This is a genomic window from Mycobacterium toneyamaense (assembly GCF_055384815.1).
In genome coordinates, this window is record NZ_AP040333.1 from 680181 (window position 1) to 705904 (window position 25724).

31 protein-coding genes and 1 riboswitch are annotated in these 25724 nt (G+C 69.3%); of the genes, 16 read left to right on the forward strand and 15 right to left on the reverse strand.

Annotated features, from left to right (window positions below):
* Nucleotides 1–4: 4 nt before the first annotated feature.
* On the reverse strand, nucleotides 5–430 hold the full coding sequence (locus ACZ5IQ_RS03235; protein WP_212813242.1) for a pyridoxamine 5'-phosphate oxidase family protein: 426 nt from the start codon (nucleotides 428–430) through the stop codon (nucleotides 5–7).
* A gap of 58 nt (nucleotides 431–488) precedes the next feature.
* Nucleotides 489–1676 (reverse strand): FAD-dependent monooxygenase, encoded by a 1188-nt coding sequence (locus ACZ5IQ_RS03240; protein ID WP_464480789.1) that lies wholly within the window; start codon nucleotides 1674–1676, stop codon nucleotides 489–491.
* A gap of 81 nt (nucleotides 1677–1757) precedes the next feature.
* Between ACZ5IQ_RS03240 and ACZ5IQ_RS03245 the strand changes: the two genes are divergently transcribed.
* Both ACZ5IQ_RS03245 and ACZ5IQ_RS03250 read left to right on the forward strand, forming a co-directional pair.
* Nucleotides 1758–2309, forward strand: a complete 552-nt coding sequence (locus tag ACZ5IQ_RS03245) for a TetR/AcrR family transcriptional regulator (protein WP_464480790.1) — start codon at nucleotides 1758–1760, stop codon at nucleotides 2307–2309.
* Nucleotides 2310–2420: 111 nt separating this feature from the next.
* On the forward strand, nucleotides 2421–3437 hold the full coding sequence (locus ACZ5IQ_RS03250) for a VWA domain-containing protein (protein WP_318986778.1): 1017 nt from the start codon (nucleotides 2421–2423) through the stop codon (nucleotides 3435–3437).
* Here the strand turns inward: ACZ5IQ_RS03250 and ACZ5IQ_RS03255 are convergent, their stop codons facing one another.
* Complete coding sequence (locus tag ACZ5IQ_RS03255) at nucleotides 3438–3743, reverse strand: type VII secretion target (RefSeq protein WP_318986777.1); 306 nt, start codon at nucleotides 3741–3743, stop codon at nucleotides 3438–3440.
* A gap of 83 nt (nucleotides 3744–3826) precedes the next feature.
* Between ACZ5IQ_RS03255 and ACZ5IQ_RS03260 the strand changes: the two genes are divergently transcribed.
* The 4 genes from ACZ5IQ_RS03260 to ACZ5IQ_RS03275 all read left to right on the forward strand — a co-directional run bounded on the left by ACZ5IQ_RS03260 (nucleotide 3827) and on the right by ACZ5IQ_RS03275 (nucleotide 6403).
* Nucleotides 3827–4819, forward strand: a complete 993-nt coding sequence (locus tag ACZ5IQ_RS03260) for an LLM class F420-dependent oxidoreductase (protein WP_464480791.1) — start codon at nucleotides 3827–3829, stop codon at nucleotides 4817–4819.
* 5 nt (nucleotides 4820–4824) lie between these two features.
* On the forward strand, nucleotides 4825–5547 hold the full coding sequence (locus tag ACZ5IQ_RS03265) for a YqjF family protein (protein WP_464480792.1): 723 nt from the start codon (nucleotides 4825–4827) through the stop codon (nucleotides 5545–5547).
* Nucleotides 5548–5630: 83 nt separating this feature from the next.
* A complete protein-coding gene (locus ACZ5IQ_RS03270) occupies nucleotides 5631–6017 on the forward strand; it encodes a hypothetical protein (RefSeq protein ID WP_346416333.1) in 387 nt (128 codons plus the stop codon).
* A gap of 47 nt (nucleotides 6018–6064) precedes the next feature.
* Nucleotides 6065–6403, forward strand: coding sequence for a cupin domain-containing protein (locus ACZ5IQ_RS03275; protein ID WP_020098876.1), 339 nt, complete (start codon nucleotides 6065–6067; stop codon nucleotides 6401–6403).
* Here the strand turns inward: ACZ5IQ_RS03275 and ACZ5IQ_RS03280 are convergent.
* The 3 genes from ACZ5IQ_RS03280 to ACZ5IQ_RS03290 form a co-directional block, all read right to left on the reverse strand.
* Complete coding sequence (locus ACZ5IQ_RS03280; RefSeq protein ID WP_464480793.1) at nucleotides 6384–7979, reverse strand: GMC oxidoreductase; 1596 nt, start codon at nucleotides 7977–7979, stop codon at nucleotides 6384–6386. The genes ACZ5IQ_RS03275 and ACZ5IQ_RS03280 overlap by 20 nt on opposite strands.
* Before the next feature lie 78 nt (nucleotides 7980–8057).
* Nucleotides 8058–9707 carry a DNA repair helicase XPB gene (locus ACZ5IQ_RS03285; RefSeq protein WP_464480794.1) on the reverse strand — a complete coding sequence of 550 codons (1650 nt, stop codon included), beginning with the start codon at nucleotides 9705–9707 and terminating at the stop codon, nucleotides 8058–8060.
* Nucleotides 9708–9868: 161 nt separating this feature from the next.
* Complete coding sequence (locus tag ACZ5IQ_RS03290; RefSeq protein ID WP_212813229.1) at nucleotides 9869–12106, reverse strand: helicase-associated domain-containing protein; 2238 nt, start codon at nucleotides 12104–12106, stop codon at nucleotides 9869–9871.
* 92 nt (nucleotides 12107–12198) lie between these two features.
* Between ACZ5IQ_RS03290 and ACZ5IQ_RS03295 the strand changes: the two genes are divergently transcribed.
* The 4 genes from ACZ5IQ_RS03295 to ACZ5IQ_RS03310 are packed head-to-tail and all read left to right on the forward strand — an operon-like array spanning nucleotide 12199 to nucleotide 13755.
* Nucleotides 12199–12384, forward strand: coding sequence for a hypothetical protein (locus ACZ5IQ_RS03295; protein ID WP_110811866.1), 186 nt, complete (start codon nucleotides 12199–12201; stop codon nucleotides 12382–12384).
* Between the two features lie 41 nt (nucleotides 12385–12425).
* Nucleotides 12426–12860 (forward strand): cyclic pyranopterin monophosphate synthase MoaC, encoded by a 435-nt coding sequence (gene moaC, locus ACZ5IQ_RS03300; RefSeq protein WP_244872989.1) that lies wholly within the window; start codon nucleotides 12426–12428, stop codon nucleotides 12858–12860.
* Entirely contained in the window at nucleotides 12857–13336 is a 480-nt protein-coding gene (locus tag ACZ5IQ_RS03305) for a MogA/MoaB family molybdenum cofactor biosynthesis protein (RefSeq protein WP_212813225.1), read from the forward strand. The genes moaC and ACZ5IQ_RS03305 overlap by 4 nt, the downstream gene beginning before the upstream one ends.
* Nucleotides 13333–13755: a molybdenum cofactor biosynthesis protein MoaE gene (locus ACZ5IQ_RS03310; protein ID WP_212813216.1), complete on the forward strand. Its 423-nt coding sequence runs from the start codon at nucleotides 13333–13335 to the stop codon at nucleotides 13753–13755. The genes ACZ5IQ_RS03305 and ACZ5IQ_RS03310 overlap by 4 nt, the downstream gene beginning before the upstream one ends.
* Before the next feature lie 245 nt (nucleotides 13756–14000).
* Here the strand turns inward: ACZ5IQ_RS03310 and ACZ5IQ_RS03315 are convergent, their stop codons facing one another.
* The 4 genes from ACZ5IQ_RS03315 to ACZ5IQ_RS03330 all read right to left on the reverse strand — a co-directional run bounded on the left by ACZ5IQ_RS03315 (nucleotide 14001) and on the right by ACZ5IQ_RS03330 (nucleotide 17301).
* Entirely contained in the window at nucleotides 14001–15134 is a 1134-nt protein-coding gene (locus ACZ5IQ_RS03315) for a transglycosylase family protein (protein WP_464480795.1), read from the reverse strand.
* Between the two features lie 8 nt (nucleotides 15135–15142).
* Nucleotides 15143–15314: riboswitch (cyclic di-AMP (ydaO/yuaA leader) on the reverse strand.
* A gap of 234 nt (nucleotides 15315–15548) precedes the next feature.
* Nucleotides 15549–15806 carry a MoaD/ThiS family protein gene (locus ACZ5IQ_RS03320; protein ID WP_082934726.1) on the reverse strand — a complete coding sequence of 86 codons (258 nt, stop codon included), beginning with the start codon at nucleotides 15804–15806 and terminating at the stop codon, nucleotides 15549–15551.
* A 2-nt stretch (nucleotides 15807–15808) separates the two neighbouring features.
* Nucleotides 15809–16870 carry a GTP 3',8-cyclase MoaA gene (gene moaA / locus ACZ5IQ_RS03325; RefSeq protein ID WP_464480796.1) on the reverse strand — a complete coding sequence of 354 codons (1062 nt, stop codon included), beginning with the start codon at nucleotides 16868–16870 and terminating at the stop codon, nucleotides 15809–15811.
* A complete protein-coding gene (locus ACZ5IQ_RS03330) occupies nucleotides 16867–17301 on the reverse strand; it encodes a YccF domain-containing protein (protein WP_464480797.1) in 435 nt (144 codons plus the stop codon). The genes moaA and ACZ5IQ_RS03330 overlap by 4 nt, the downstream gene beginning before the upstream one ends.
* 149 nt (nucleotides 17302–17450) lie before the next feature.
* On the opposite strand from ACZ5IQ_RS03330, the gene ACZ5IQ_RS03335 reads away from it, so the two are divergent.
* Complete coding sequence (locus ACZ5IQ_RS03335; protein ID WP_053854517.1) at nucleotides 17451–17861, forward strand: cold-shock protein; 411 nt, start codon at nucleotides 17451–17453, stop codon at nucleotides 17859–17861.
* Nucleotides 17862–17944: 83 nt separating this feature from the next.
* Complete coding sequence (locus ACZ5IQ_RS03340; protein ID WP_318986770.1) at nucleotides 17945–18949, forward strand: glutathione S-transferase family protein; 1005 nt, start codon at nucleotides 17945–17947, stop codon at nucleotides 18947–18949.
* A gap of 1 nt (nucleotide 18950) precedes the next feature.
* Here ACZ5IQ_RS03340 and ACZ5IQ_RS03345 read toward each other — a convergent pair whose 3' ends face one another.
* Nucleotides 18951–19433 carry a DUF2771 domain-containing protein gene (locus ACZ5IQ_RS03345; protein WP_464480798.1) on the reverse strand — a complete coding sequence of 161 codons (483 nt, stop codon included), beginning with the start codon at nucleotides 19431–19433 and terminating at the stop codon, nucleotides 18951–18953.
* A complete protein-coding gene (locus tag ACZ5IQ_RS03350; RefSeq protein ID WP_064859310.1) occupies nucleotides 19430–21070 on the reverse strand; it encodes an MFS transporter in 1641 nt (546 codons plus the stop codon). Before ACZ5IQ_RS03350 ends, ACZ5IQ_RS03345 begins: the two co-directional genes overlap by 4 nt.
* Before the next feature lie 501 nt (nucleotides 21071–21571).
* On the opposite strand from ACZ5IQ_RS03350, the gene ACZ5IQ_RS03355 reads away from it, so the two are divergent.
* A complete protein-coding gene (locus ACZ5IQ_RS03355) occupies nucleotides 21572–22270 on the forward strand; it encodes a DUF3027 domain-containing protein (protein WP_234789681.1) in 699 nt (232 codons plus the stop codon).
* Here the strand turns inward: ACZ5IQ_RS03355 and ACZ5IQ_RS03360 are convergent.
* Together ACZ5IQ_RS03360 and ACZ5IQ_RS03365 are read right to left on the reverse strand one after the other, a co-directional pair.
* Complete coding sequence (locus ACZ5IQ_RS03360; protein ID WP_464480799.1) at nucleotides 22267–22725, reverse strand: SRPBCC family protein; 459 nt, start codon at nucleotides 22723–22725, stop codon at nucleotides 22267–22269. The genes ACZ5IQ_RS03355 and ACZ5IQ_RS03360 overlap by 4 nt on opposite strands.
* 30 nt (nucleotides 22726–22755) lie before the next feature.
* The gene (locus ACZ5IQ_RS03365; protein ID WP_464480800.1) at nucleotides 22756–23022 is read right to left on the reverse strand and encodes a DUF2530 domain-containing protein; all 267 of its coding nucleotides are present in this window, start codon (nucleotides 23020–23022) and stop codon (nucleotides 22756–22758) included.
* Nucleotides 23023–23063: 41 nt separating this feature from the next.
* On the opposite strand from ACZ5IQ_RS03365, the gene ACZ5IQ_RS03370 reads away from it, so the two are divergent.
* The 3 genes from ACZ5IQ_RS03370 to ACZ5IQ_RS03380 are packed head-to-tail and all read left to right on the forward strand — an operon-like array spanning nucleotide 23064 to nucleotide 24626.
* Complete coding sequence (locus tag ACZ5IQ_RS03370; protein WP_133426540.1) at nucleotides 23064–23495, forward strand: Rv0880 family HTH-type transcriptional regulator; 432 nt, start codon at nucleotides 23064–23066, stop codon at nucleotides 23493–23495.
* Nucleotides 23496–23518: 23 nt separating this feature from the next.
* Nucleotides 23519–24340, forward strand: coding sequence for a TrmH family RNA methyltransferase (locus ACZ5IQ_RS03375; RefSeq protein ID WP_464481411.1), 822 nt, complete (start codon nucleotides 23519–23521; stop codon nucleotides 24338–24340).
* A gap of 10 nt (nucleotides 24341–24350) precedes the next feature.
* Nucleotides 24351–24626, forward strand: coding sequence for a DUF2537 domain-containing protein (locus ACZ5IQ_RS03380; protein ID WP_060998952.1), 276 nt, complete (start codon nucleotides 24351–24353; stop codon nucleotides 24624–24626).
* Between the two features lie 154 nt (nucleotides 24627–24780).
* Here ACZ5IQ_RS03380 and sepH read toward each other — a convergent pair whose 3' ends face one another.
* Nucleotides 24781–25710: a septation protein SepH gene (gene sepH / locus ACZ5IQ_RS03385; RefSeq protein ID WP_464480801.1), complete on the reverse strand. Its 930-nt coding sequence runs from the start codon at nucleotides 25708–25710 to the stop codon at nucleotides 24781–24783.
* Nucleotides 25711–25724 lie beyond the last annotated feature (14 nt).

Here is a 25724-nt window from a genome sequence, read left to right on the forward strand (position 1 = left end):
GGCATCACAGCGCGCCGAGGTCGGCCGACAGCCAGTGCTTCGGGTCGACAGTGACGGTCACGCTGGGGCCGTGCTCGCGCCGGGCGATCTCGAGGTAGGCCGGGGCCTTCTCCTTGCCGAGGTACCGCTCGGCCATCTCGACCAGCTGTTCGTCGGTGCCGGTCTCGATGCTGAGCACCGGTCCGTCGACCGCGACGTAGCGGACCGTCGGCTCCAGCCGCTCGGCCATCAGCGACACGTGCCCGGCCGCCTCGATCAGCTTGTGTTTACGGGAGCCGAGCCCGGTGAGCAGCCAGAGCTTGCCGCCGGGGCTGTATTGGTACCAGATCGGCAACGTCAGGGGACCGCGGTCCGGGCCGGCGTTGACCGACAGTGCCCCGATGTGTGGTTCGGCCAGAAATTGTTCGCGTTCATCCTTGGAAAGGGCCATGAACCCAACGTAGCGAAAAAGGGTGACAGCGCAGCGGCTTCGGCCACACGCGCAGACGTCAGTCGGGCAGCGGCATGGTGTCGTACAGCCGGACGCCCTTCGCGTTGAGCCGGGCCAGGCGCCCGGTCAGGCCCCGCGGCAACACCGAGATGGTCCGCGCGACGCCGACGAGTGTTCGTGCGCCCCAATCAGATCCGGGCACGATGGTCCTGGCGTTGACGCGCGCCATGGTGCGGCTGCCGGCCACCGGCGCGGCCATGGTGCGCTCGTAGGCGGCGAACGCGGCAGTGTGATCGCCGCGAGCCGCGGACAACGCGTGGGCCAAGACGTATGCGCCGTACACCGCCAGGCTCGTGCTCCCGCCGACGGCAGGGCCGGGGCAATACCCCGCGTCACCGACCAACGTGACCCGTCCCCGCGACCAGGTGCTCATCTCCAGTTGGGTGATGGCGTCGAAGTAGAACGCCGGGGTGTGGTCCACCTCGCGCAGCCAATGGTCGACCTCGGGAACCAGGCCGGCGAACGCCGCCCGCAGGTGGCGCTGCTGAGCTGCGATGTCGCGGTAGTGGTAGTCCAGCGGCTCATCGGTGCGAAACAGGAACACCGCCCGGGCATCCTCGAGGTGGTCGGCGCTGTACACCATGGCCATCTTCCGCGGCGCCAGGTAGCCGCTCATCTCACCTTTTGGCGCAAGCATTTTCGGCACCGACACCACGGCCAGATAGCCGCCGAGGAACCGTTCCCGAACCTCATCGCCGAAGGTCAGTTGCCGGACCCCCGAGTGCAGCCCGTCGGCGCCGACCACCAGGTCGTAGCGCTCGGGCGCACCGTTCTCGAACGTCACCTCGCCGGCGTCGGTGATGGACGTGATCTGGTCGCCGAAGCGGAACTCGGCGTCGTCGCGGACGGCGTCGTAGTACGCCTGGCTGAGGTCGTCGCGCATGATCTCGACGTGCCGGTCGGACATGGCCGCGATGAGCTTGACGTAGTCGATGTGGGTCCACCGGGTACGCGGCGGACGGTTGACGGTGAGCGCGGTCGTCCCGGTGGCCCGGGCCTCGATGCGCCCCAGTACGCCCATCCGTTCGGAGATTTCCATGGCCGGCCGGAAGAGGTCGACGGCATGGCCGCCGGTCTTGCGCAGGGCCGGTGCACGTTCGACGACCGTCACATCGAATCCGCTGCGGGACAGCCAGTAGGCCAGGACCGGGCCGGCGATGCTGGCGCCGGAGATGAGCACTTTCATGGATTCCTCCGCATTTACTTAACGGTCGGTAAGTGGATGTCGGGTCAGCTTACCGCCCGTTAAGTAAGTTAGGGTGGCTACGTGGCGAGAACCCCGTCCGAGACCCGTGTGCGCATCCAGGATGTGGCGCGCGAGCTATTCAGTCAGAAGGGCGTGCAGCGGACCAGCCTGCAGGACATCGCCGATCGGCTCGGCATCAGTAAACCCGCGCTCTACTACCACTTCAGCTCGCGTGAGGACCTCGTGCGCAGCATCCTGCAGCCGCTGGTCGAGGAGGGCGAGGAATTCGTCGCCGCCCACGAACGCCTGCGCGGCTCGGCCCGCGCCACTCCGCGCGAGCTGTTGCAGGGCTACTTCGACTTCCACTACCGGCACCGCGCCGACCTCATGCTCATCGTCACCGACCTGACCACGCTGGCCGACCTGGGACTGATCGACAGCATGCTGGCGTGGCGCGAGCGGCTGGGCAAGCTGGTCTTCGGACGTCGGCCCACCCTCGAACAAGCCACCCGCGCCGTCATCGCGTTCGGCGGCCTCCAGGACTGCTGCCTGCAGTTCCCGGACGTGCCGGCCGACCAGCTGCGGCGAGCGGCGGTCGACGGCGCGATGGCCGCGCTCGGACTGCCGGACTGACGGACCGATCGCGTCCGGCGCCGGCCGCATCCGGTACCGCACTCGTCGGCGTCGGTACGATTGCCCCATATCAGTCCGAGCGACGACGCCGAACGCAACGGAGAGTGCCTGTTGGAGATCCCCTTTATCGGGCCACTGACGCTGTCCGGGTTCTCGAGTGCCTGGTTCTTCCTGTACCTGATCGCCGTCGTCGGCGCCGTCGCGATCTACCTGCTGCTGCGCAAGGCCCGTCGCAAGCGGGTGCTGCGGTTCGCCAACACCGAACTGCTCGAACAGGTCGTCGCGGCCCGTCCCAAGACGCGCTCGCGCTGGCGGCACCTGCCGGCGGTGCTGCTGGTGATCTCCCTGGTCCTGCTGACCACCGCCATGGCCGGACCGACCCACGACATCCGGATTCCGCGTAACCGCGCCGTCGTCATGCTCGTCATCGACGTCTCCGAATCGATGATCGCCACCGACGTCAAGCCCAGCCGCATCGAGGCGGCGAAAAGCGCCGGCAAGACGTTCGTCAAGGGCCTGACGACCGGGATCAGCGTCGGCCTCGTCCAATTCTCGTCCAGCGCAACGATGCTGGTTGCGCCGACCAGCGACCACGACGTCGTGGCGCGCACCATCGACACCCTGGAGCCGTCGCCGCGCACCGCGACCGGCGAGGGCATCTTCACGGCCTTGCAGGCCATCGCCACGCTCGACGCGGTCATGGGCGGCGGTGACGGTCCGCCGCCCGCGCACATCGTGCTGATGTCGGACGGTAAGGAAACCGTGCCGGCGGACCCGAACGACCCGCGCGGCGCACTGACGGCGGCCCGCGCGGCCAAGGACCAGGACGTCGTGATCTCGACCATCTCGTTCGGTACACCGTCGGGTGTCATCACCTACGAGGGTCAGGAAGTGCCGGTCCCGACCGATGACCTGTCGCTGCAGAAGATCGCGAAGGTCACCGGCGGCGAGTCATTCCGCGCCGAGACCCTCGATCAGTTGACCCGTGTGTACGCCAACCTGCAGGAGCAGATCGGCTACCAGACCATCCGCGGCGATGCCAGCGGCAGCTGGACGCGCGTCGGGTTCTTCGTGCTGGTGCTCGCGCTGTTCGCGGGCCTGCGGATCAACAACCGCCTGCCGGGCTGATCAGCGTCCCGGCATCGTCGTGCCGATGGCATTGCCCGCCGCGGCGTCGGTGCTCTGGTAGTTGGTGGCCGCGGTGCGCAGCGAGTCGGCGAAGCCGGTGACGGCCTTGCCGAGGTTCTCGCAATCGGTGTTGAGCACCGGGCCGACGCGCTGACAGGCGGCGCCGGAGGCGAGCCCGGACATGCCGGCCGCGGCCGAATTCAGCGATTCTCCCGGCTTGGCTCCGCCGACCGCGGAGCCGCACGACGCCATGGTGCTCGCCGCGGCCGTCAGAACCTGCGGATCGACGCGCAATTCGGGTGCCATGGTCTTCAGCCTAAGCCCGGGCCGTGATGGTTCCCGACGCCGTTTCGTGGAGCGGCCCGCACGTATTGCATAAAGTCGGGACCATGCGCTTCGGATTGTTCATCCCGCAAGGTTGGCGACTCGATCTGGTGGGGATCGCGCCACAGGACCAATGGCAGGTGATGCGCGACCTGGCCGCGTACGCCGACGCCGGACCCTGGGATTCGCTGTGGGTCTACGACCATTTCCACACCGTGCCGATGCCGACGGCGGAGGCCACGCACGAGGCGTGGACGCTGATGGCGGCATACGCCGCCACGACCTCGCGGATCAAGCTGGGCCAGATGTGTACGGCGATCAGCTACCGCAACCCGGCGTATCTGGCGAAGGTCGCGGCGACCACCGACATCATCTCCGGCGGCCGGGTGCAGATGGGCATCGGCGGCGGCTGGTACGAACATGAATGGCGCGCTTACGGTTACGGCTTCCCGTCGGCCGGTGTGCGACTCGCCCGGCTCGACGAAGGCGTGCAGATCATGCGCACCGCCTGGCGTGACGGCGTCGTGAGCTTCGACGGCAGGCACTACCAGGTCGACGGCGCCATCGTGCAACCCAAGCCGTTGCAGGACAAGGGCATTCCGCTGTGGATCGCGGGCGGCGGTGAGAAGGTGACGCTGAAGATCGCCGCGAAGTACGCGCAGTACACCAACTTCACCTCCGAGCCCGATGGCTTCGCGCACAAATCCGAAGTCCTGCAACAGCATTGCCGCGAGGTCGGCACCGACTACGACGGCATCGTCCGCTCGGCCAACTTCAACGTGGTGATCGGGGAGTCCGAGGCCGACGTCGCCGCGCGCATCGCGCGGATCCGGGACCGCCAGGTCACCGTCGCGCACGAAGCTGCCGTCGACGCGATGGTCAAGAACCTGACCTCGCCCGACTCCGCTTGCGGCACAACCGAACAGGTCATCGAGACGCTGCGGAAGATCAAGGATCTCGGCAGCGAGTACGCCATCGTGTACTTCCCGGAGGCCGCCTACGACAGGTCGAGCATCGAGGCGTTCGAGCGCGACGTCGTCCCCGCACTCAGTGACTAGCGAGCATGGACGGGTTTCTGGTCGACGCACCGCCGCTGCGGCCGCCGGTGTGGGTCGAACAGTTCTGGGGTGACCTCACGTTCCTGCACTGGCCCGTCGATCCGGCGAGCGTCGCGCACCTGTACCCGCCCGGCACCGCGCCGGACATCTTCTCCGACGGGCTGACGTACGTCGGCCTGGTGCCGTTCGTCATGCACCGGTCGGCGGTGGCCGGCGGTGTGCCGCTGCCGTACTTCGGGACCTTCGCCGAAACGAACGTGCGGCTCTATTCGGTGGACGCCGCCGGCCGGCACGGGGTGCTGTTCCGGTCGCTGGAGACGACGCGGCTCGCGGTCGTCGGGGCGACGAGGCTCGGCATGGGCGTGCCGTACACCTGGGCCAAACTGCGCGTCACCCGCACCGCTGACCGGATCACCTACGCGGGCACGCGCCGGTGGCCGGAGCGCGGCCTGCGGACCCTGGCGGAGCTGGCCATCGGTGCGCCCGTCGACCCCACGCCGTTGGAGGTGTGGCTGACCGCGCGGTGGGGCGCGCACACCCGCAAGGCCGGCCGGACCTGGTGGGTGCCCAACGAGCACCCCGCCTGGCCGCTGCGCCAGGCCGAGGTGGTCGAGCTGACCGACGATCTGGTGCCCGCCAGCGGTGTCGTGCCGGTGGGGCCGCCGTTGCGCGCGTTGTTCTCACCGGGCGTGCCGGCCCGCTTCGGGCGGCCCACCGCGCTCCGTTGAGCCTTTCCTCGAAGGTGTCCGGTTGCGGTCCGGAAGATGAACGGCTGGTAGCGCAAAGGTGCAGTCTCGGTGATCATTGCGCCATGTTGCCGACGATGCGCGAAACCGGACGCCGAGCCGCCCCGGTGCCGATCCCTTCCAATGCCACGGCCACCCGGCGCACGGTGCGCCCCGGCGCCGTGGGCGGGCGGTCGCGGTTCGATGCCGAGGCCCGGCCCGCCCACCGCGCGGACCTGGCTCAATCGCGCCTGTTCGCGGCACTGCTGCTCGACGAGATCGCTGATCTGGAAGACCAGATGACGGTGCTGGAGCGGCGATCGCGGCGCGCGCAAGCCACCGCGCAGGCGGCAGTGGAGTCCCCGACGGACGCTCTGCTGGCCCTGCGCCGGAGGGTGCTGGAGGTGCAGCGGATGCTCGACGCACTGCGTCGTCGCTTCCCGGGCGAGGGGGATTCGCTGCGCGTGATTTAAACCGTCAAACGGTTCCGGCGGGCATTGCTGAAGCGGATATTTGAGGCATGGAGAAAATCTCGCTGACCGCGCTGGCCCGCCAGCATCTGGACATCGCGCGCGATGGAAATGGCGGGCGCAGCGCTCACACGGTCTTCGGCGGCCACGAGCATGCATTGCGGCAGACGCTGATCGCTCTCGCCGACGGCAACGAGTTGGGCGAGCACGAGAGCCCCGGCGAGGCCACGCTTCAGGTGCTGCAGGGCCGGGTGCGCCTCGTCGCCGAACAGGCCAGTTGGGACGGCATGGCCGGCGACCATCTCATCATCCCGTCCACCCGGCACAGCCTGAAGGCGCTCGCCGACTCGGTGGTGCTGCTGACCGTCGTCAAACAGCCGGCGCGTTAGCCGGGATGAACGTCATCGCGCGCTCGGCGAGCGCGGTGATCGTCAGGCTCGGATTGGCGCCCACATTCGCCGGGACGGCCGCACCGTCGGTGACCAGAAGGTTCTCGTAGCCGAAGACGTGGTTGCGGCTGTCGACGACACCGGTCTCGGGGGACTCGCCGATCACCGCACCGCCGAGGATGTGCGCTGTCGACGGGATCGCGAAAATGCCTTCTGTCACACCGGAATACGCGACGCCGCCCATGCGGCGGGCAAACCATTTCGCCGCGTCGTAGGCGGCCGGCACGAAGTCGGGATTGGGGTTGTCGGGGTCCTGCTCGGTGGTCAGGGCGACGTTGCCGTTGGGGAGGCGCATCTTCACCTTGAGGCGCATCGCGTTGTCGATGGACTGCATGACCAGCAGGATGATCACGCGCCGCGACGTGTCCTTGATCTTCCAGGCCGCCAGCGCCGCTTTCGGGTTCTTCGCGGCGGCGGCCAGGAAATGCAGCGGCCGGCTGCCCCGCTTGCCCGCCTCGATCATCAGATTGAACAGCAGCGACTGGGTGTCGCCACCCTTGCCGTAGGTGACGACCTCGATGTGCGTGGACGGGTCGGTGTAGATGCTCGAGGTGATCGCGATCGAGTGCGTGAAGTCGTCGGGGTAGTCCTTGGGCGCCATCACCGCCATGATCGATTCACTGTTGGTGCGCACCACATAGCCGAGCCGATCGGAGATGTTCGGTAGCGAACCGCCGAGCTTGCAGCGCTGCAGGAGGCGGTTGGTGCCCAGCGCCCCGGCTGCGACGACGACCCCGCGGGCGCGCAGTTTCTCGGCCGACCGCTTGCCGAGCGCGCCGCTCTTCTGGTGTGTCACTTCGTATCCCGTGGCACCGTCGGCGTCGAGCGGTTTGATGTCGGTGACCGCGCGCTCGCTGAAAATCTGCACGCCGAGCTTCTCGGCGAACCACAGGTAGTTCTTGCGCAACGTGTTCTTGGCGCCGTGGCGGCAGCCGACCATGCACGAACCACACTTGATGCACCCCGTCCGGTCGGGGCCGTCGCCGCCGAAGTACGGGTCCGGCACGGTCTTTCCCGGCTGCCCCAGGAACACGCCGACATGTGCCCGCCGGTACGTGTCGCCGACGCCGATCGCCTCGCCGTACTCCTTCAACAGCAGGTCCGCCGGTCCGTCGTCGTCGTACTCGACGACACCGAGCATGCGCTCCGCCTCGTCGTAGTGCGGCGCGAGTTCGGACTCCCAGTCGGCCAACCCTTTCCACTGCGGGCTCTCGTAGAAATTCGGGAACGCCCGGTAGAGCGTGTTCGCGTACCCCAGGCTGCCGCCGCCGACGCCGCAGCCGGAGCCGATGAAGATGTCCTTGAACAGCGTCAGCCGGAGGATGCCGCGCATCCCGACCTGCGGTGCCCAGTAGTAGTTCTTGGCGTCCTTGGTCTCATCCGCGAAGTCGGCGTCCTCGAATCGGCGGCCGCATTCGAGAATCGCTACGCGATAACCCTTTTCGGCCAGCCGCAGCGCCGAGACGCTGCCGCCGAAGCCGGAGCCGATGACCAGCCAGTCATAGTCGTACGTCATCAGTGACCTCCGCAGGTGGGCGAACTGCGAAGAGCGTATGTCCCGGCGGTCGCGGCCGCATCCGATTGCTGGGACTGGCTAAATAGCCGGCCCCAACAGGTCGTCGGCGTCCTTGATGACGTAGCCGTAGCCCTGCTCGGCCAGGAAGCGCTGCCGGTGCGCGGCGTACTCGGCGTCGAGGCTGTCGCGCGAGACCACCGAGTAGAACACCGCGCCGCCACCGTCGGCCTTCGGGCGCAGCAGCCGGCCCAGGCGCTGGGCCTCTTCCTGACGCGATCCGAATGTGCCCGAAACCTGAACGGCAACAGAGGCTTCCGGCAGGTCGATGGAGAAGTTGGCGACCTTCGACACCACCAGGGTGCGGATCTCGCCCGACCGGAACTGGTCGAACAGTGCCTCGCGTTCGGCGTTCTTGGTCGAGCCCTGGATCACCGGGGCGTCCAACTCCTGGCCGAGCTCTTCCAGCTGGTCCAGGTAGGCGCCGATCACCAGCGTCGGCTCGTCGGGATGCCGGGCCAGGATCGACTTCACCACCGCGATCTTGGTGTGCGCCGTCGAGCACAGCTTGTAGCGCTCCTCGGGCTCGGCCGTCGCGTACGTCATGCGCTCGTTCTCGGTCATGGTGACCCGGACCTCGACGCACTCGGCCGGCGCGATCCAGCCCTGCGCCTCGATGTCCTTCCACGGGGCGTCGTACCGCTTGGGCCCGATCAGCGAGAACACGTCGCCCTCGCGGCCATCTTCGCGAATCAGCGTGGCGGTCAAGCCGAGTCGCCGGCGGGACTGCAGATCGGCCGTCATCCGGAACACCGGCGCGGGCAACAGGTGCACCTCGTCGTAGATGATCAGCCCCCAGTCGCGGCTGTCGAACAGCTCCAGGTGCTTGTACTCGCCCTTGGTGCGCCGGGTGATCACCTGATACGTCGCGATGGTGACGGGCCGAATCTCCTTGCGCTCGCCGGAGTATTCGCCGATCTCCTCTTCGGTCAGCGAGGTGCGCGCGATGAGTTCGCGCTTCCACTGCCGGCCGGCGACGGTGTTGGTCACCAGGATCAGCGTCGTCGCACCCGCCTTGGCCATGGCCGCAGCGCCGACCATCGTCTTGCCCGCGCCGCAGGGGAGCACCACGACGCCCGACCCGCCGGCCCAGAACGAATCCGCGGCCAGCTCCTGGTAGTCGCGCAGCTTCCAGCCGTCCTGCTCCAGCGTGATCGGGTGTGCCTCGCCGTTGACGTATCCCGCCAAATCCTCTGCGGGCCAACCGATCTTGAGCAGCATCTGCTTGACGCGGCCGCGCTCGGACGGGTGGACGATGACGGTGTCGTCGTCGATCTGGGCGCCCAGCATCGGGGTGATCTTCTTGTTGCGCAGCACCTCGGCGAGCACCGCGCGGTCCAGGCTCACCAGCGTCAGTCCGTGTGCCGGGTGCTTCACCAGCTGCAGGCGCCCGTAGCGGCCCATGGTGTCGACGATGTCGACCAGCAGCGGCTGCGGCACCGCATACCTGGAGAAGCTGACCAGCGCGTCGACGACCTGCTCGGCATCGTGGCCCGCGGCGCGCGCGTTCCACAGCGCCAGCGGCGTGATCCGGTAGGTGTGCACGTGCTCGGGCGCACGCTCCAGCTCGGCGAACGGCGCGATCGCCGCCCGTGCCGCCCCGGCCTGCTCGTGGTCGACCTCGAGCAGCACGGTCTTGTCCGACTGGACGATCAGGGGTCCGTCAGTCATGCGCCATCCACTCCATTACTTGCTCGCAAGCCATCCGATCCATTATCCAGACGCGCGCGAGTGGTCCGTTTTTCCGCGCGAGCAGACGTAAAACTGTCAGTTTTGGCTCGAAAATGACAGTTTTACGTCTGCTCGCGAGGAGAACGTGACCTCGCAGCGTCCTATTCCGGCGCGACGACCGAGGTCACCCGGTGGATCGCGAATTCGCGGACCCGGCCGGCGGCCGGGTCGTAGGCGGTCAGCTGGCCGCCACGCACGTTCACCGGCGCCACCACGCGCTGCGTGGCAACCCCGGCGGCGTCGACGTACCCGATCACCACCGACGACTGGGTCACCGCGGCGTCGGTCAGCAGCGAGATCGCGGCCGCCGGGTCCAGTCGCTCCCCGTTGCCGCCGCGGCCGGTCTGGCGCAGGACGGCGACGATGGCGCCGAGAGTCTTCTCGTTCGGTGCCTGCGGGTGCCGGAAGGTGCGCCGGTGGATCGGCGTGGACACCCGCGCGCCGAGCGGGCGCAGGTCGACGATGGTGCCCGACCAGTCCTCGGCGGCCGGGGCGAAGCCCGCGGTGCGCAGGCCGGCCAGCACGTCGGCGATCGGCGCTGGTGACACCGCGACGGTGGGGGCCAGGGCCCGCAGGCTCAACTGCTCGAGCGTGGGGGAGGCCAGCGCCTGTGCCAGCAGCGCCGGGTCCTCGCACCGGATGAACGACGACGCCATGCCGACCCGCAGCTGTCCGTGCCGGCGGGCGACGTCGTCGATCAGATAGGTGAGGCCCTGCGGCACCGGCGTCTTGGAGTGCCGGGCGAACAGGGTGTGGATCTCGCTGGCGGTCCTGCCGGTATCGAGGGCACGCCGGATGGACTGCTCGCTGATGCGGTAAACCGTTGCGGCCCCGGCGGATTCGATGTCGGCGACGGTCGCCAGCTGGTCGGCGAGGTCGCGTTCCAGCGGCCCGGGGACGACGACCGTCAGATCGGCCTGCAGCAGGAAATGGTCGATCGGATCGGGCAGTGCCGCCGCCATCGCGGCGACGACGTCTTCTTCGGGTGCGCCGGCCAACAACATCCGGATCGGCCCGGCGAGCGCGCCGCGGCCGACCATGCCCAAAGCGTGTGCCTCGGTGAGCAATTCGTCGGTGGGCTCGGGCTGCAGGCGGGCGGTCCAGCGCGGCCGGCGCCACAGCATCGCCGCCGAGGCGGTGGCGGTGTCCATGGTGCCGCCCGGCGGCAGTTCGGCGAGCACCGTCAGCAGCAGCCGGCGGTCCAGCGGGGCGGCCGACGAATACAGCGCATTGGTCAGGGCGGCATACGGCTTGCCGTCGGGCCCGCGCTTACCCACCAGGCCGGGGCGGCACGGCAGGTCCAGCCAGGTGGTGGCCAGCAGGTGCCAGCGCGTCGCGGCGCTCGACTCGATGAATCGGTCCGCGGCCACGGTCGGTGCCCAGTACGGGCCGTCGTCGTAGTCGTCCGAGTCGGGGATGCCCGACGCGATCAGCGTCGCCGACGCGCACAGTTCCAGGATCAGCGACAGCCGACTCTCGTCGATCCCGGTGACCTTGGTCAGCCGCTTGGCGTCGCGCACGCCGAGGCCGCCGCTGCGCAGCTCGGGAACCGGTGTCGCCGAGAGGGTTTCGAGAACCAGTTCGACTTCACGCAGCAGGTCGATGGCCGAGCCGGCCGCGGCCGCGTCGACATCCTTCTCGGCCAAGACCGGAGTCGAGGGTGTCGGCGGCGTCAGCGTCGTCGGCCCCGGCGTCTGTCCCCGCAGGACCTGGCCGACGAGCCGTGGCAGGATCACCGTCTCGTCGTCGATCGGGCGCAGCAGTCCGGCCGCGATCAGCTGCGGCACCGGACGGTCGGGTGCGGTCCCCGGCGCCGCATCCTTGGTCCGGCCGATCGGCGACCCGTCGGCCAGCCGCTCGAGCAGGTCCCGCTGCGGCGTATCGATGGCGGCCAGCTTCGCGGCGATGCCGTCGGCGTCTGGGTCCTCGACGGTGACCTGCCCCGGATACCAGGGCAGCACCGACGCCGCCTCCGAGACCACCCGCACCGTGTCGGCGCCCCACACCAGCCCGCGGGTGCGCAGCTCGTCGAGCGCCGAGGTGACGACCTTCTTGTTGGCGCGCCCAGCCAGCAACTTGAACAGCGCGCCGGTCGGCACGGCGATGGTGGTGGCCTGCAGCGTCAGCAGCGCGTCCAGCACGGCGAGCTGCAGAAAATCGAGATCGTCGGTCGCGGCCTTGACCGATTGCCGGGACTGGGCGCGGGCCGCCAGCGCGGACAGGGTTGCCGGCGGCGGTTGGGTGAGGTCGGGCCGGACGCTGAGCAGCTGCACCAGCTGCGCGTCCGACATGTCGGCCAGCCAGGAGCCGAGCGGCACACCCGGGGTTTCGTCGATCATTGCTGACCAGCGTAAAGCAGGTGACTTTGTCCTCCGCGCGTCCTCCGGCGCCCGGCCTCGCCAGCGGGCGCAGCGCCTGCCACAATGTCTCCGTGGCTGACAAGAAGAAGAACCAGTACGTCGACAATGGCTGGCCCGAGGTGTCCGGCGACGACCACGCCGTGAGCGAGCTGGCAACCGACCGTACCGGCGCGCTCTCGCCGTTCGGCGACCTGGAGTTCCCGCTGCCGGCCGAGAAGCTGCCGTACATGCACCCGGTCACCGTCGTCAACAAGTAGCCGTGGAGCTCTCGCACCTGGACGAAACGGGTGCGGCCCACATGGTCGACGTGTCCGCCAAGGACGCCACCCGGCGTACTGCGGTCGCGGCGGGCGTCCTGCACACCCGCACCGACGTCGTCGACCTCATCACCAGCGGTGGACTGCCCAAAGGTGACGCGCTCGCGACCGCCCGCGTCGCCGGCATCATGGCCGCCAAGCGCACCAGCGATCTGATCCCGCTGTGCCACCAGCTGGCGCTCACCAAGGTCGAGGTGGCGTTCGAGACCAGTGCGAGCGGTGACGCCATCGGCATCACCGCCACCGTGCGCACCACCGACCGCACCGGCGTCGAGATGGAAGCCCTCACCGCCGTCAGCGTCGCGGCGCTGACGCTGTACGACATGATCAAGGCCGTCGACCCGGCCGCGCGCATCGACGACATTCGGGTGCTGCGCAAGGAGGGCGGCAAGACCGGTCTCTGGGAACGGGCATGACCCGCACCGCCCGCGTCGTCATCGCCTCCACCCGCGCCGCCGCCGGGGTCTACGCGGACCGCACCGGCCCGCTCATCGTCGCCTGGCTCACTGAGCGCGGGTTCGACGTGCCCGCACCCGTCGTCGTCACCGACGGCGCCCCGGTGGGCGCCGAACTGCGCCGCGCGGTCGCCGACGACGTGGACGTCGTCCTCACCTCCGGCGGCACGGGAATCTCGCCGACCGACGCCACCCCGCAGGCCACGCTCGAGGTCCTCGACTACCAGATTCCCGGGCTGGCCGACGCGATCCGGCAGTCGGGGCTGCCGCACGTCCCGACCTCGGTGCTGTCGCGTGGTGTGTGCGGCGTCGCCGGCCGGACGCTGATCGTGAATCTGCCGGGCTCGTCCGGGGGAGTGAAGGACGGGCTGGGCGTGCTGGCCGGGGTGCTCGACCACGCGCTCGACCAGCTCAGCGGAAAGGACCATGCCGGGTGATCGTGCGCCGCGCCGACCTCAGTGAATCGCCGATCGATGTCGCGTCCCACGAGGCGCTGGTCGACCACAGCTCCGCCGGAGCCGTCGTGAGCTTCGCCGGTGTCGTACGCAACCACGACGGCGGCCGCGGGGTGACACGGCTGGAGTACTCGGCGCACCCGTCGGCCGCGGAGGTCCTGGCCGAGGTCGCCGCCGACGTCGCCGCCGCCTCCGAAGGTGTGCGGGCCATCGCGGTCAGCCACCGGATCGGGGTGCTGCAGATCGGCGACGCGGCGTTGGTGGCTGCGGTATCGGCCGACCACCGCGCCGCGGCGTTCCGCACCTGCGCGCTGCTGGTCGACACCGTCAAGGAGCGGCTGCCGGTCTGGAAGCACCAGTTCTTCACCGATGGCACCGACGAATGGGTCGGCTCGGCCTGAGATCGTGTTCCCGCTCGGCTCGCCCGAAGACGGGCACAGAAGTACATAGCGTCAATCACCGCCGCGCGCAGCCGCCGTGATTGAGGCCAGGTACGTATTTCGGGCGTCGGCAGTCCCTGAGTGCAATAACCGCCCGCTGGTCGCTCACCGATTGCACTCACGTACTTTCGCCGGCGCCCTGCACTGACTGGCCACGAAAAAAATCGCCCCGGTCGAATGACCGGGGCGATTTCTCTATGTACGTATTACGGAGCCGGAGGGGCGTCGACGATCGGGGCCGGGCCGGGCGCCGGAGCGTTCGGCGGGGCCGAGATGCTGCCGCCCGGTGCGCCGGTCCGCGTCGAGGCGACGGCGAGCAGGGCGTCACGACCGGAGATGTCGTTGTTCTGGACCGCGTGCCACAGCTGCTTCAGGTAGCTCATGTTGGCGCTGTCACCCGTCTCGGGCGCATCCATGGTCGAACCCGGGGGCAGGTTGGTCGGGCTGGCGAGGTGCGGCGTGCCGTCCGGCGGGGTCTGCAGCGCGACCGGGGCGGGAGCCGCGGCATCGGCAACCGGAGCGGGGGCCGGCGCCGGGGCGTCGACGACGGGGGCCGGGTCGGCCGGCAGGTCCTGCTTCGCGTGCAGGGCCCACGCGCCGTTCTCGGCGGGGGCCTCGCTGGTGTCCCAGTTGGCGGCCTGGATCACGGGCGCCGGGGCCTCGACCGGAGCTTCCGGGGCGGGCGCTTCGACGACGGGTGCCTCGGGAGCCGGGGCAGGAGCCTCAGGGGCCGGGGCGGGGGCCTCGGGGGCGGGCGCGGGAGCCTCGGGCGCGTCCAGGACGGGGGCCTCGGGGGCGGGGATCTCGTTGGAGACGTTGACGATCGCGGGGCCCTCGGGGGCCTCCGGCAGCGGCGCGTCGAGCGGAGCGGCGGCCTCTTGCACCGGAGCCGGATCGGCCGGGGCGTTGAGTTCGGGGTTGTCCAGCGTGGCGGCCGGGGCCGGCGCCGGGTTGTTCTTCACGGCGTTGCGCGGGGTGGAACCGGACAGGCCGGTGCCGCAGACCGGCCAGGCGCCGCGGCCCTGGCTGGCCAGAACGCGCTCGGCGACGGCGATCTGCTGGTCCTTGCTGGCCAAGTTGGCGGCGGGCGCGTACTCGCCACCGCCGTGGGCACTCCAGGTGCTGGGCGAGAACTGCAGCCCGCCCTGGTAGCCGTTGCCGGTGTTGATGGCCCAGTTACCGCCGGACTCGCAGCGGGCTACCTTGTCCCATTCGCCGTCGGTCGCGGCGGTGGCCTGGGCGGCGAGGGCGATGCTGCCGCCACCAAGAACCGCGCCGGTGAAGGCGATCTTGGCGACAGAGACGCTGGACGTGGTCGGTTTGCGGTGGCGTCCACTCATGAAAAAAGCAGTCCTCTCGTCAACGCCTGCGAGGTCAGCTGTCGGGTTCGGGCTGGAGAGGTTGCCCGGCCTGCAGAGCAGGCTTCACCCCAAGGAGCCGAGGCTCCTGGTCCTGATTTCTCGGTGGACCGGTTGGGTCCCCCGCCTCCATCCACGGGTTGTCGTCGGCCGCACCTGATGGATGGAGCTAGGCGTTTCAAGTGCGGGTGCCAAAGGGTCGCTCTGGCTTGAGAGACGACGGTATCGGGTCAGGTGGGTTCCGTCACCTCGACCGATTTCGGGCGTTTCGGGCCCGAGCAAATCATGAGAGGACTTTAAAGCCGCTGGCTGATTCGGCGTTTTCGCAGGTATCGATGCCGGTCAGGGGCGCCGCAGCCAGGTCGTTACCGTTTCGTTATGTGAGGCATTTCACAATTAGCCGCCGGCGAAGGGGGGTAGGACATCGAGCGTCCCGCCCGTGGCGAGCGCGGTGTCCAGATCGCGCACGGCGACGCCGTCGCGCAGAAATGAGCAGCGTGAGAGCACTTTTGCCACATCTGCCCCACGTGTACCAATGGAGTTCACCAGATCGCGGACGGTTACACCCTCATTGAGCTGCAACGTTTCGGTCTCGATTCCGGTTGCGGCCTTCGCGGCGGCGAAATAGCGCACCGTCACCACCAAATCCGCCACCGTCAGCCGCCGATCGCGCTCATCGGGCGGTCCGGCTGGACGAAACCCGGATCGTTTATTCCATGGCCCGCCGGCTTGGCCCACATCGCGGCCCGCCAGGCGGCCTCCACCGCATCGTCGTCCGCGCCGCCGCGCAGCAACGCCCGCAGATCCGTCTCCTGCTGTGAGAACAGACAGCTGCGCACCTGACCGTCGGCCGTGAGCCGGGTGCGGTCGCACGTGCCGCAGAACGCGGCCGAGACGGACGCGATGACGCCGACGGTGCCGAGCACCGCGCCGTCGTCGTGCACCTGCCACAGCTCGGCCGGGGCGGAACCCCGCGGCGCCGGGTCCGGGCGCAGGCTGAATTCGCGGCGCAGCGCCGCCAGAATCTGGTCGGCCTGCAGGACCGAACCCCGCTGCCAGTGATGCCCGGCGTCGAGTGGCATCTGCTCGATGATGCGCAGCTGGTACCCGTGCTCGAGGCAGAAGCGCAACAGCGCCGGGGCGTCGTCCAAGCCGGTTTCCGGGTCGAGCACAGCGTTGACCTTGACCGGACTCAGCCCCGCCGCCTTTGCGGCGGCCAGGCCGTCGAGCACCTCGGGCAGTCGCCGACGCCGCGTGATGGCCGCGAAGCGGTCCGGGTCCAGGGTGTCGAGCGAGACGTTGACGCGATTCAGGCCGGCCTTCTTGAGCGCTGCCGCGCGCTTGGCGAGTCCGATGCCGTTGGTCGTCACGGCCATGGCCGGCCGCGGCTGCAACGCGGCGGTCGCCGCGACCACTTCCTCCAGATGTGGAACCAGCAGCGGCTCACCGCCGGTGAACCGCACACCCGTGATGCCCAACCGCGTCACGGCCACCCGGATCAGCCGGGTGAGCTCTTCGGGAGTGAGCAGGTCGGCGCCGGGCAGCCAGTCCAGGCCCTCGGCCGGCATGCAATAGGTACAACGCAGATTGCAGCGGTCGGTGAGCGACACCCGCAGATCGGCGGCGACACGGCCGTACGTGTCGATCAGCGGCCCGGATGCCGGGGCCGGACCGACAGGCCGCGCGACGGTGGGGAGGCCGAGGGGTGTGAGTGTCATCGTTCGGGGCGAGCGAAGCGACGGGATGATGTGGGCCAGGTGGGTTCGGCATGAATCTGGTCGACCGGGACGATCTGCTTGCCCAGCGGCAGCAGCGACACCGGGATCAGCTTGAGGTTGGCCAGCGCCAGCGGGATACCGACGATGGTGATGGCCTGCGCGATGGCGGTGGCGATATGGCCGAGCACCAGCCACCAGCCGCACAGCACCAGCCAGATCACGTTGCCGACCAGCGCCCCCGGGCGCGGTCCGGGCTTGTCGACGACCGTCTGGCCGAACGGCCACAGGGCGTAGACGCCGATGCGGGCCGCCGCGACGCCGAACGGGATGGTGACGATGAGGACGAAGCAGATCAGGGCTGCGAGGAAGTAGCCGAGCGCCAGCCAGAAGCCGCCGAAAACCAGCCAGATGATGTTCAGGATCAGGCGCATGTCACCTCCTCTACATAGAACCTTCAGCCTACCGAGTAATGGGGATGCTGCGATCTGAGGTGGCCGAGTAGGATCAACGGCAACGCGTCCTGCGGAGGTGGGGCGCTTTCGTTATGTAACCGTATGTTGAGAACGAGCAGGTGAGACCAGTGCCAAGCGGCCGGGTTAAGTGGTACGACACGGAGAAGGGCTTCGGCTTCCTCTCCCAGGAAGAGGGCGAGGACGTCTACGTCCGGTCTTCGGCGCTGCCCGCCGGGGTTGAAGGTCTCAAGGCCGGTCAGCGCGTCGAGTTCGGTGTCGCGGCCGGGCGTCGCGGTCCGCAGGCGCTGAGCCTCAAGCTGATCGACCCGCCGCCGAGCCTGTCGCGCACCCGTCGCGAGGCCGCGGCCCCCGAGCACAAGCACACGCCCGACGAGCTGCACGGCATGGTGTCGGACATGATCACCCTCCTCGAGGACGTCGTTCAGTCCGAGCTGCGCCGGGGGCGTTACCCCGACCGCAAGACGGCCCGCAAGGTGTCCGAGGTGGTCAAGGCCGTCGCCCGCGAGCTCGACGCCTGATTCACACGCCGAAGGTTGGCTTGTGTTCGAGAGTCGGCTGATTTCTCGCACACAAGCCAACTTTGGGCGGGCAGACTGGGGATGTGACCTACGTCAACCCCGGTTCTGAGTTCACCCGCGACACCAACTACATCAGCACCCGGATCACGGCCGACGGTCGTGACGGGTACCCCGTCGAACCCGGGCGGTATCGGCTGATCGTCGCCAGGGCCTGTCCCTGGGCCAACCGCGCCATCATCGTCCGTCGGCTGCTGGGCCTGGAAGATGTTCTCTCCATTGGCTTTTGCGGTCCGACGCACGATCAGCGTAGCTGGACATTCGACCTGGATCCCGGCGGCGTCGACCCGGTGCTGAAAATCCCGCGGCTGCAGGACGCCTACTTCAAGCGCGACCCGGACTACCCCAAGGGCATCACGGTGCCCGCGATCGTCGACGTGCCCACCGGTGCCGTCGTGACCAACGACTTCGCGCAAATGACGCTGGACCTGTCCACCGAATGGACGGCGTACCACCGCGACGGTGCGCCGCAGCTGTACCCCGAGCATCTGCGCGACGAGATCGACAGCGTCGCCAAGCGCGTCTACACCGAGGTCAACAACGGCGTCTACCGCTGCGGGTTCGCGGGATCACAGGAGGCGTACGACGCCGCCTACGACCGGCTGTTCACCGCGCTGGACTGGCTGAGCGAAAGGCTCAGCGGCCAAAGGTATCTCGTGGGGGACACCATCACCGAGGCCGACGTGCGGCTGTTCACCACGCTGGCCCGGTTCGACCCGGTCTATCACGGGCACTTCAAGTGCAATCGGTCCAAGCTCGCCGAGATGCCGGTGCTGTGGGCGTACGCCCGGGACCTGTTCCAGACCCCCGGCTTCGGCGACACCGTCGACTTCGTGCAGATCAAGCAGCACTACTACATCGTGCACGCCGACATCAATCCGACGCAGATCGTGCCGAAAGGTCCCGATCTGGCAAATTGGCTGACGCCGCACGGCCGGGAAGCGTTGGGCGGCAGGCCTTTCGGTGACGGCACGCCGCCCGGGCCGGTTCGCGACGGTGAACAGGTGCCGGCCGGCCACGGCGCTGGGTAGGTCAGGGCCAGACGGTCCGCACGGACCATTCGGCGTGCGGCAGGGGGAACTCGTTGCCGTCGGAATCCCTTGCCAGAGTGGGCAGTTGGACGGCGAGCCCGAGCAGCTTGCCGTGATGCGGGTCGACGGTCGGGATGGTCACGGCCAGCCGCTGGTTCGGCCGGAACTCGCTGACGGTGGAACCGCCGTCCTCGTAGGCGAGCAGCAGCACCCACGGCGCCCGCGCCACGGGCTGCGGCACGGACAGCTGAATGGGGTGCCGCGCCGTGACGCGCAGTTCGCCCGTCGTCGCGGGGACGTCGCACGCCTTCAGGTGGACGTCGCAGTAGCGGTACGGCCCGATGCGGGTCAGCTGGCCGTCGGTGAAGGCGCTGATCTCGGGGAAGTCGGGACCCTGGTGCCGCGTCAGCCGCCAGACCAGGACACCTGTAGCCGTCGCCGACAGCACCGCGACCACTGCCAACAGCGCGAGAACTCGTTTCATATCCATCCTTGACGCGCCCCGGGCATTGCCGCGGGATCGGGCCGTGGTCCTTCCTGCTCGGCGAGTACGGGCCGGTTGCCGCCGAAGCCCGGGATCAGTGAGCCACCGTTGTAGCTCACGAGGGTCTGGGCGAGCCCGGGGATCAGCAGGGCGCTGACCGCGGTGAACCCGACCCAGAGGTCGGTATAGATCAGCACACCGACGGCGCCGCCGACCACCCAGGCCAACTGCAGCACCGACTCGGACCGGCCGAAGGCCGACGCCCGGGACGCCTCGGGCAGGTCGTGCTGCAGCGAGGCGTCCAGCGACGCCTTGGAGATCGCCGTGGCGGCCGAGGTGATCAGCGCGGCGGCCGCGGCCACCATCAGGTTGCCGGCCACCGCGGCGGCGATTGCCGCAGCAGTGACGATGACAGTTGCGCGCACGACCACCTGCGCGGGATGCCCCAATTTGAGGCGAGCACTGGCGATGTTGCCGGCGAAGTTCCCGATGCCGGCGGCGGCGCCGATGAGGCCGAGGATCTTCAGCTGTTCCCACGCACCCGCGTCGTGCGACTTGGCGACGAACGCGGGGTAGAGGAACAGAAAGCCGACGAGCACCTTGATGGTGCAGTTGCCCCACAGTGACGTGATGATGTTGCGGCCCAACGGCTGTCGCGGGGACTTGTCGTGATGCGGATGTCGCAGCTGCTCGGTCGGCGCGTGATACGACAGCGTCGCCGGCACCTCACCCTCGGTGACCTCGACCCACTTGGGGATGCGCATCGTCAGGACGGCGCCCGCGACCGCCACGACGGCGACGACGTAGAGCGCGCCCGGCAGATGCATCAGGCCGAAGGTGTACTCGAACGCGGCTGCGACGCCACCGCCCAGACCGGTGCCACCGAGCAGCCCGAACATGGTGAGCCGGGAATTGACCCGGACCAAGTCGATCGTCGGTGGCAGCACACGTGGCGTCACGGCGCTGCGCAGCACGCTGAACGACTTGGACAGCACCATCATCCCCAGCGCGCACGGGTAGAGCACCCACGGGGGATAGCTGCCCGTGGCGCCGTCGTAGTTGCCGATCAGCACCAGCGCCAGCACCACGCGCAGCGCGAACGACACCGCAAGGGCGACGCGCCGGCCGTGCTGCACGCGGTCCAGCGCCGGCCCGATGAGCGGGGCGATCACCGCGAACGGCGCGATGGTGATGAGCAGGTACAGGGCCACCTTGCTCTTGGACTCACCTGAGGCCGCCGCGAAGAACAGCGTGTTGGCGAGCGCGATGCCCATCGCCGCGTCGAGCGCGTTGTTCGCGACGACGGGCCACGTCAGCGCCGTCAGACCGGATTTGTCGGCGCCGTCGGCCGTCGCGGCCCGGTGCACCAGGCCATACACCTTGGTGCCCATCTCACGGCTGCGCTGCGCGGCGGCCCGGGTGACGGTGATCTTCTCGCCGCCCGCGGGGCCGCGGCGCCGGTCGTCGTCATCGCGGCGCCGGTCGTCGTAGCCGTCGTCGTATCCACGGTCGTAGCCATGGCCGTCGTGGTGATCGTCGTCGAGCGGCGGCAGCCAGCGGTTGTCGCTGTGCGACGACGACCCCCGCGGCGGCGGCCGGCGGCGGGCCTGACCAGGATCGCTCGGGTAATTGGCCATGCCTGGATGCTCTTCGTCATCGCGGCGCGGTGGGCGCGGCGGGTAGTAACGGGGATCCCCCGACCTCCCGGCATCCCGCGGTCCACTCATGAGCACGATTGTTCCCCATGCTGCCGACGGCGGCGCGCAGGCAGGCGGTGTGGCCTTGTCCTGGGTGGTCAGGCAGTATTGATCACGATGGACATGCCCAATGACACCGAATCGGCAGCCGTGACGCCGGACGAGTCGACGCCGACCGAGGCGCCGGTCGAGGTGCCGACCTCTGAAGCCGCCGTGGAATCCGTCGACGCCGTCGAAGCTCCCGCCGCGGCACCGGAATCGGCCGAAGTGCCCGAGACCGTCGATGAGCCGCAGGCCGCCGACGAGTCCCCGGCCGCCGACGCTGCTGTCGACGAGGCCCCGGCTGCGGAGACCGCTGACGCGCCCGCGACCGAAGCGGCCCCCGAGGCCGCGGCGGCTGTCGAAGAAGAGGCCGAGCTGCCCGACCTGACCCCGATCCTGATGGGCGCGGTCGACCAGGCCCGCGCCGCGATCATCGAGTTCAGTGGCGAGGGCGTCGTCGGTGACTACCTGGGCGCCAGCTTCGACGACCCGGCGTCGGTGACCCATCGATTCCTCGCGTCGATGTCCGGCTACCACGGCTGGCAGTGGGCAGTGGTGCTGGCGACCTACCCGGGCGCCGACCACACCACCGTCAGCGAAGTGGTCCTGGTGCCGGGACCTGATGCGCTGCTGGCCCCGCAGTGGGTGCCGTGGAACGAGCGCGTGCAGCCGGGCGATCTGAGCCCGGGCGATCTGCTGGCGCCGCCGCCCAACGATCCCCGGCTGGTGCCGGGCTATCTGGCCTCCGGCGACCCCGAGTGGGACGAGGTGGCTGCCGAGGTCGGGTTCGGCCGCAAGCAGGTACTCAGCGACTGGGGCCGGACAGATGCCGCACAGCGCTGGCAGGACGGCGACTACGGTCCGAACGCCGCCATGGCCCGGGCCACGCGCCGGACGTGCCGTGGCTGCGGTTTCTACGTGCCGCTGTCGGGGTCGCTCGGTCTGGTGTTCGGCGTCTGCGCCAACGAGTTGTCCGCCGACGGCCGTGTGGTGTCGGCGGAGTACGGCTGTGGCGCCCACTCGGACACGCCGCCGCCGGAGCCCATCGGCTCACCGGCCTTCGAGCCCTTCGACGACGGCGTGCTCGACCTCGGCTAAGCGCCTTCGGCCGCGGCCTTGATCCGGCCGAGCGAGGTCTTCATGCCCTCGACCAGTTCCACCTCGAAGTTGGGCACGCCGCCCATGAAGCGGTTGATCAGCGTGCTCGAGATCGGCTTGACGGCTTCCGCACGCCGGCTCACGGTCACCTTGGTGCCGGTGCCCGCAGGCTCGAGGTCATAGGTCCACTCGGTGTTGTTGGTGTTGACCCGGAACGACAGCTTCCTCTGCGCGTCGAGCGCGGTGATGGTCGAGGTCGTCGGCCAGAACATCGCGCCACGGCGGTTGACGTTCACGGTCTTGGTGCCGACCTTGACGGCGCCGACCGCCTTCATCACCCGACACTGCGGGCTCCACTTGGGCATGTTGTCGAGGTCGGAGATCAAGGCCCAGACCTTGGCCACCGGCGCGTTGATGGTGATGTCTGCCTGCAGCAGAGGTGTTTCGCCAGCCATCGGACTTCTCCCTTGTCGAGACGTGAATGGTCAGCGCAGGCCGCGTTGGGCACCTCGTGCGCCGCGACGGGCCGCGCTGCGTTGCCACAGAAATATAGATGTGCCCAGTACGCCGACACCGAGGCCCGCGACGGACACCGGCCGCCAGTCGTGCAGCGCCGCGACGGTGAAGGCCAGCACCACCGCCACCAGCCAGCCGACGGCGATCACCACGATCACCGGAACCGGGTCGAGGAGGCGGTCGGGGAGAGCCGGCGGAACGGGTTCCGCCGGATGTTCGTGCGCGGGCGTGGCCATCTCCTCTAACGCTAGTCGATCGATCGGTACGCTATCTGCTCGTGACGGACGCCGATGACCGCTTGGCCAATGACCTGTCGCTGGCCGTTGTGCGGCTGGCACGGCAGTTGCGATTCCGTCGTCCCGATTCCCCGGTGTCCCTGACGCAGTTGTCGGCCCTCGCCACGCTCGCGAAGGACGGCCCGATGACGCCGGGCACGCTGGCCACCCGGGAGCGGGTACGGCCGCCGTCGATGACGCGCGTCATCGCGTCGCTGGTCGAGCTGGGGCTGGTGGAGCGCAGTTCGCATCCGGATGACCGGCGCCAGGTGCTGGTGGTGGTGTCCAAGGCCGGCGAGGAGCTGTTCGAGGCCGAGCGCCGGGCCGGCATGGAGTGGCTGCAGGGCCGGCTCGAGAAGCTCAAGCAGGAGGACCGCGCGACCTTGCTGGCCGCGGCGGACCTGATGTTCGCGATCATCGACGAAGCCCAGTGAGTGCCGCGACGGACCTCGACGCGATGGACGACGTCATCGTTGTCGACGTCACCGACCCCGCCGACCCGCGGCTCGACGATTTTCGCGATCTCAACAGCGTGGACCGCCGGCCCGACCTGCCGTCGGGCAAGGGACTGGTGATCGCCGAAGGCGTATTGGTGGCGCAGCGCATGCTGGCCTCGCGGTTCAGTCCGCGAGCGTTCCTCGGCACCGATCGCCGGCTCCGTGAGTTGTCCGACGACCTGGCCGGCTGCGGCGTGCCGTACTACCGCGCCAGTGCCGAGGTGATGGCCGAGGTCGTCGGCTTCCATCTCAACCGCGGCGTGCTGGCCGCGGCACCCCGGCCTGTCGAACTGTCGCTGCCCGAGGTGCTGCAGGGTGCGCGGACCGTCGTGGTGCTCGAGGGCGTCAACGACCACGAGAACCTCGGCTCGATCTTCCGCAACGCCGCGGGCCTCGACGTCGACGCGGTGGTGTTCGGCGCCGGGTGCGCCGACCCGTTGTACCGGCGCGCGGTCCGGGTGTCGATGGGACACGCACTGCTGGTGCCCTATGCTCGCGCCGAGTCCTGGCCCGGCGATCTGAAGTTGATGCAGGACAACGGCTTTCACTTGATCGCCATGACGCCGGGGGAGGGCTCCGTGCCGTTGGCCGACGCGCTTGCGCCCCTGGCGGGCCAGAAGGTCGGCGTGCTCGTCGGCGCGGAAGGCCCGGGGCTCACCGAACACACCATGCGGGCCTGCGAGGTGCGGGCGCGCATCCCGATGTCCCGAGGCACCGACTCGCTGAACGTCGCCACCGCCGCCGCGCTGGCGTTCTACGAACGCGCCCGATCGGCGGGCTAGATTGGCTCAGATGACGACACCGGCGCAGACGCCCTGGGGCACCGGACTGACGGTGTCGGGGTTCGTCGCCGCCGTGACGGCCGCCGCCATCATCGTCCTGTCCCTCGGGCTGCTGCGGGTGCATCCGCTGCTGGCGGTCGGGTTGAATGCCGTCGCAGTCGGTGGCCTGGCCCCGACGGTGTGGGCCTGGCGGGTGCGCCCGGTGTGGCGCTGGTTCGTCTGGGGCGCCGGTGCCGGCGTGGCGCTCGGCTGGATCGCGACGCTCGCGATCGCGTTGGGCCGCTAGCTTCGCCGGCCGTTGACACTGCGGCTACGGCGCAAAAGTGCGAGTGAGGCAGGCCGTAGGCGCAGAGCCAACGTGAGGCTGGCGTTGATCCTGTAACTGTGGCGCGAAAGTGCGAGTAGCCGAGGCCCTCAGTACAGGGTCAACGTAAATGGGGTCAGCGCTGGCCGTTGGCCCGCACACCCAGCAGGACGTCTTCCCACGCCGGAATCTCGGGCTTCTTCTTGCGCGGCTTTGCCGCGGGCGCAGCCGGCTCGGGGGTCTCGACGACGGCGGCCGGCTCCGGCGCAGGGATGGGCTCGGGTGCCGGCGGGGCAACCGGTGCCGCCGGCACCGGGGGAGCGACAGGCGCCGGCGGCATGACGACGACCGGGGCCGGCGTGGGCTCCGGGGCGGGCTCGGGCTCCGGCTGGTAAGCGGGCATCGGGATCTCGGCGACCGATTCCTCGAAGTGCAGCTGCGCGAGCGGCGCGACCGACCGCAGCGCCGGACGGGTGTAGTTCGGGTCGATCAGTTCGGTCGCGGCGTCGTCAAAGGCCGTGGTGGTGCCGCCATGGGCGCCGGGGCTGAACCGGAAGTGCGCGACGTTGTCCGAACGTCCGGCCTTCCAGCCGAACTGCACGGTCCACCGGCTGTCCTCGTTGCGCCAGGCGTCCCACTTGGTGGCCTCGGGGTCGAGGCCACGGGAGATCAAGGCGCCGGTCACCGTCTCGAGCAGGGTCAGCACCGACGGGCCGTCGGGCAGGATCGGGTGCGACGCGCTGGCGAGCTCGGCGGCGCGGGACCGCTCCAGCAGCACCGGGTGGGCGAAGCGCATGATGCGCTCCGGGCTCACGCCCGACGCTGCGGCGAGCTGCTCGACGGAGGCGCCGGCCCGGATGCGGGACTGGATGTCACGGGGGCGCAAAGAGTTGGGCACCTCGACCTCGACTTCGATCTGGGTCTGGTTGCTGGCGGCCCGATCCCCGCGGACGGCGGCCTTCAGTCGATTGTCGACGCGCACCGCGAATTTCTCGGCGGTGTCGGCGGTTTCGCAGATGATGCGCTTGCCGTCGGCGTCGAGTCCGACGACCTTGAGTTCCCTCATTGGTGACCTCCTAG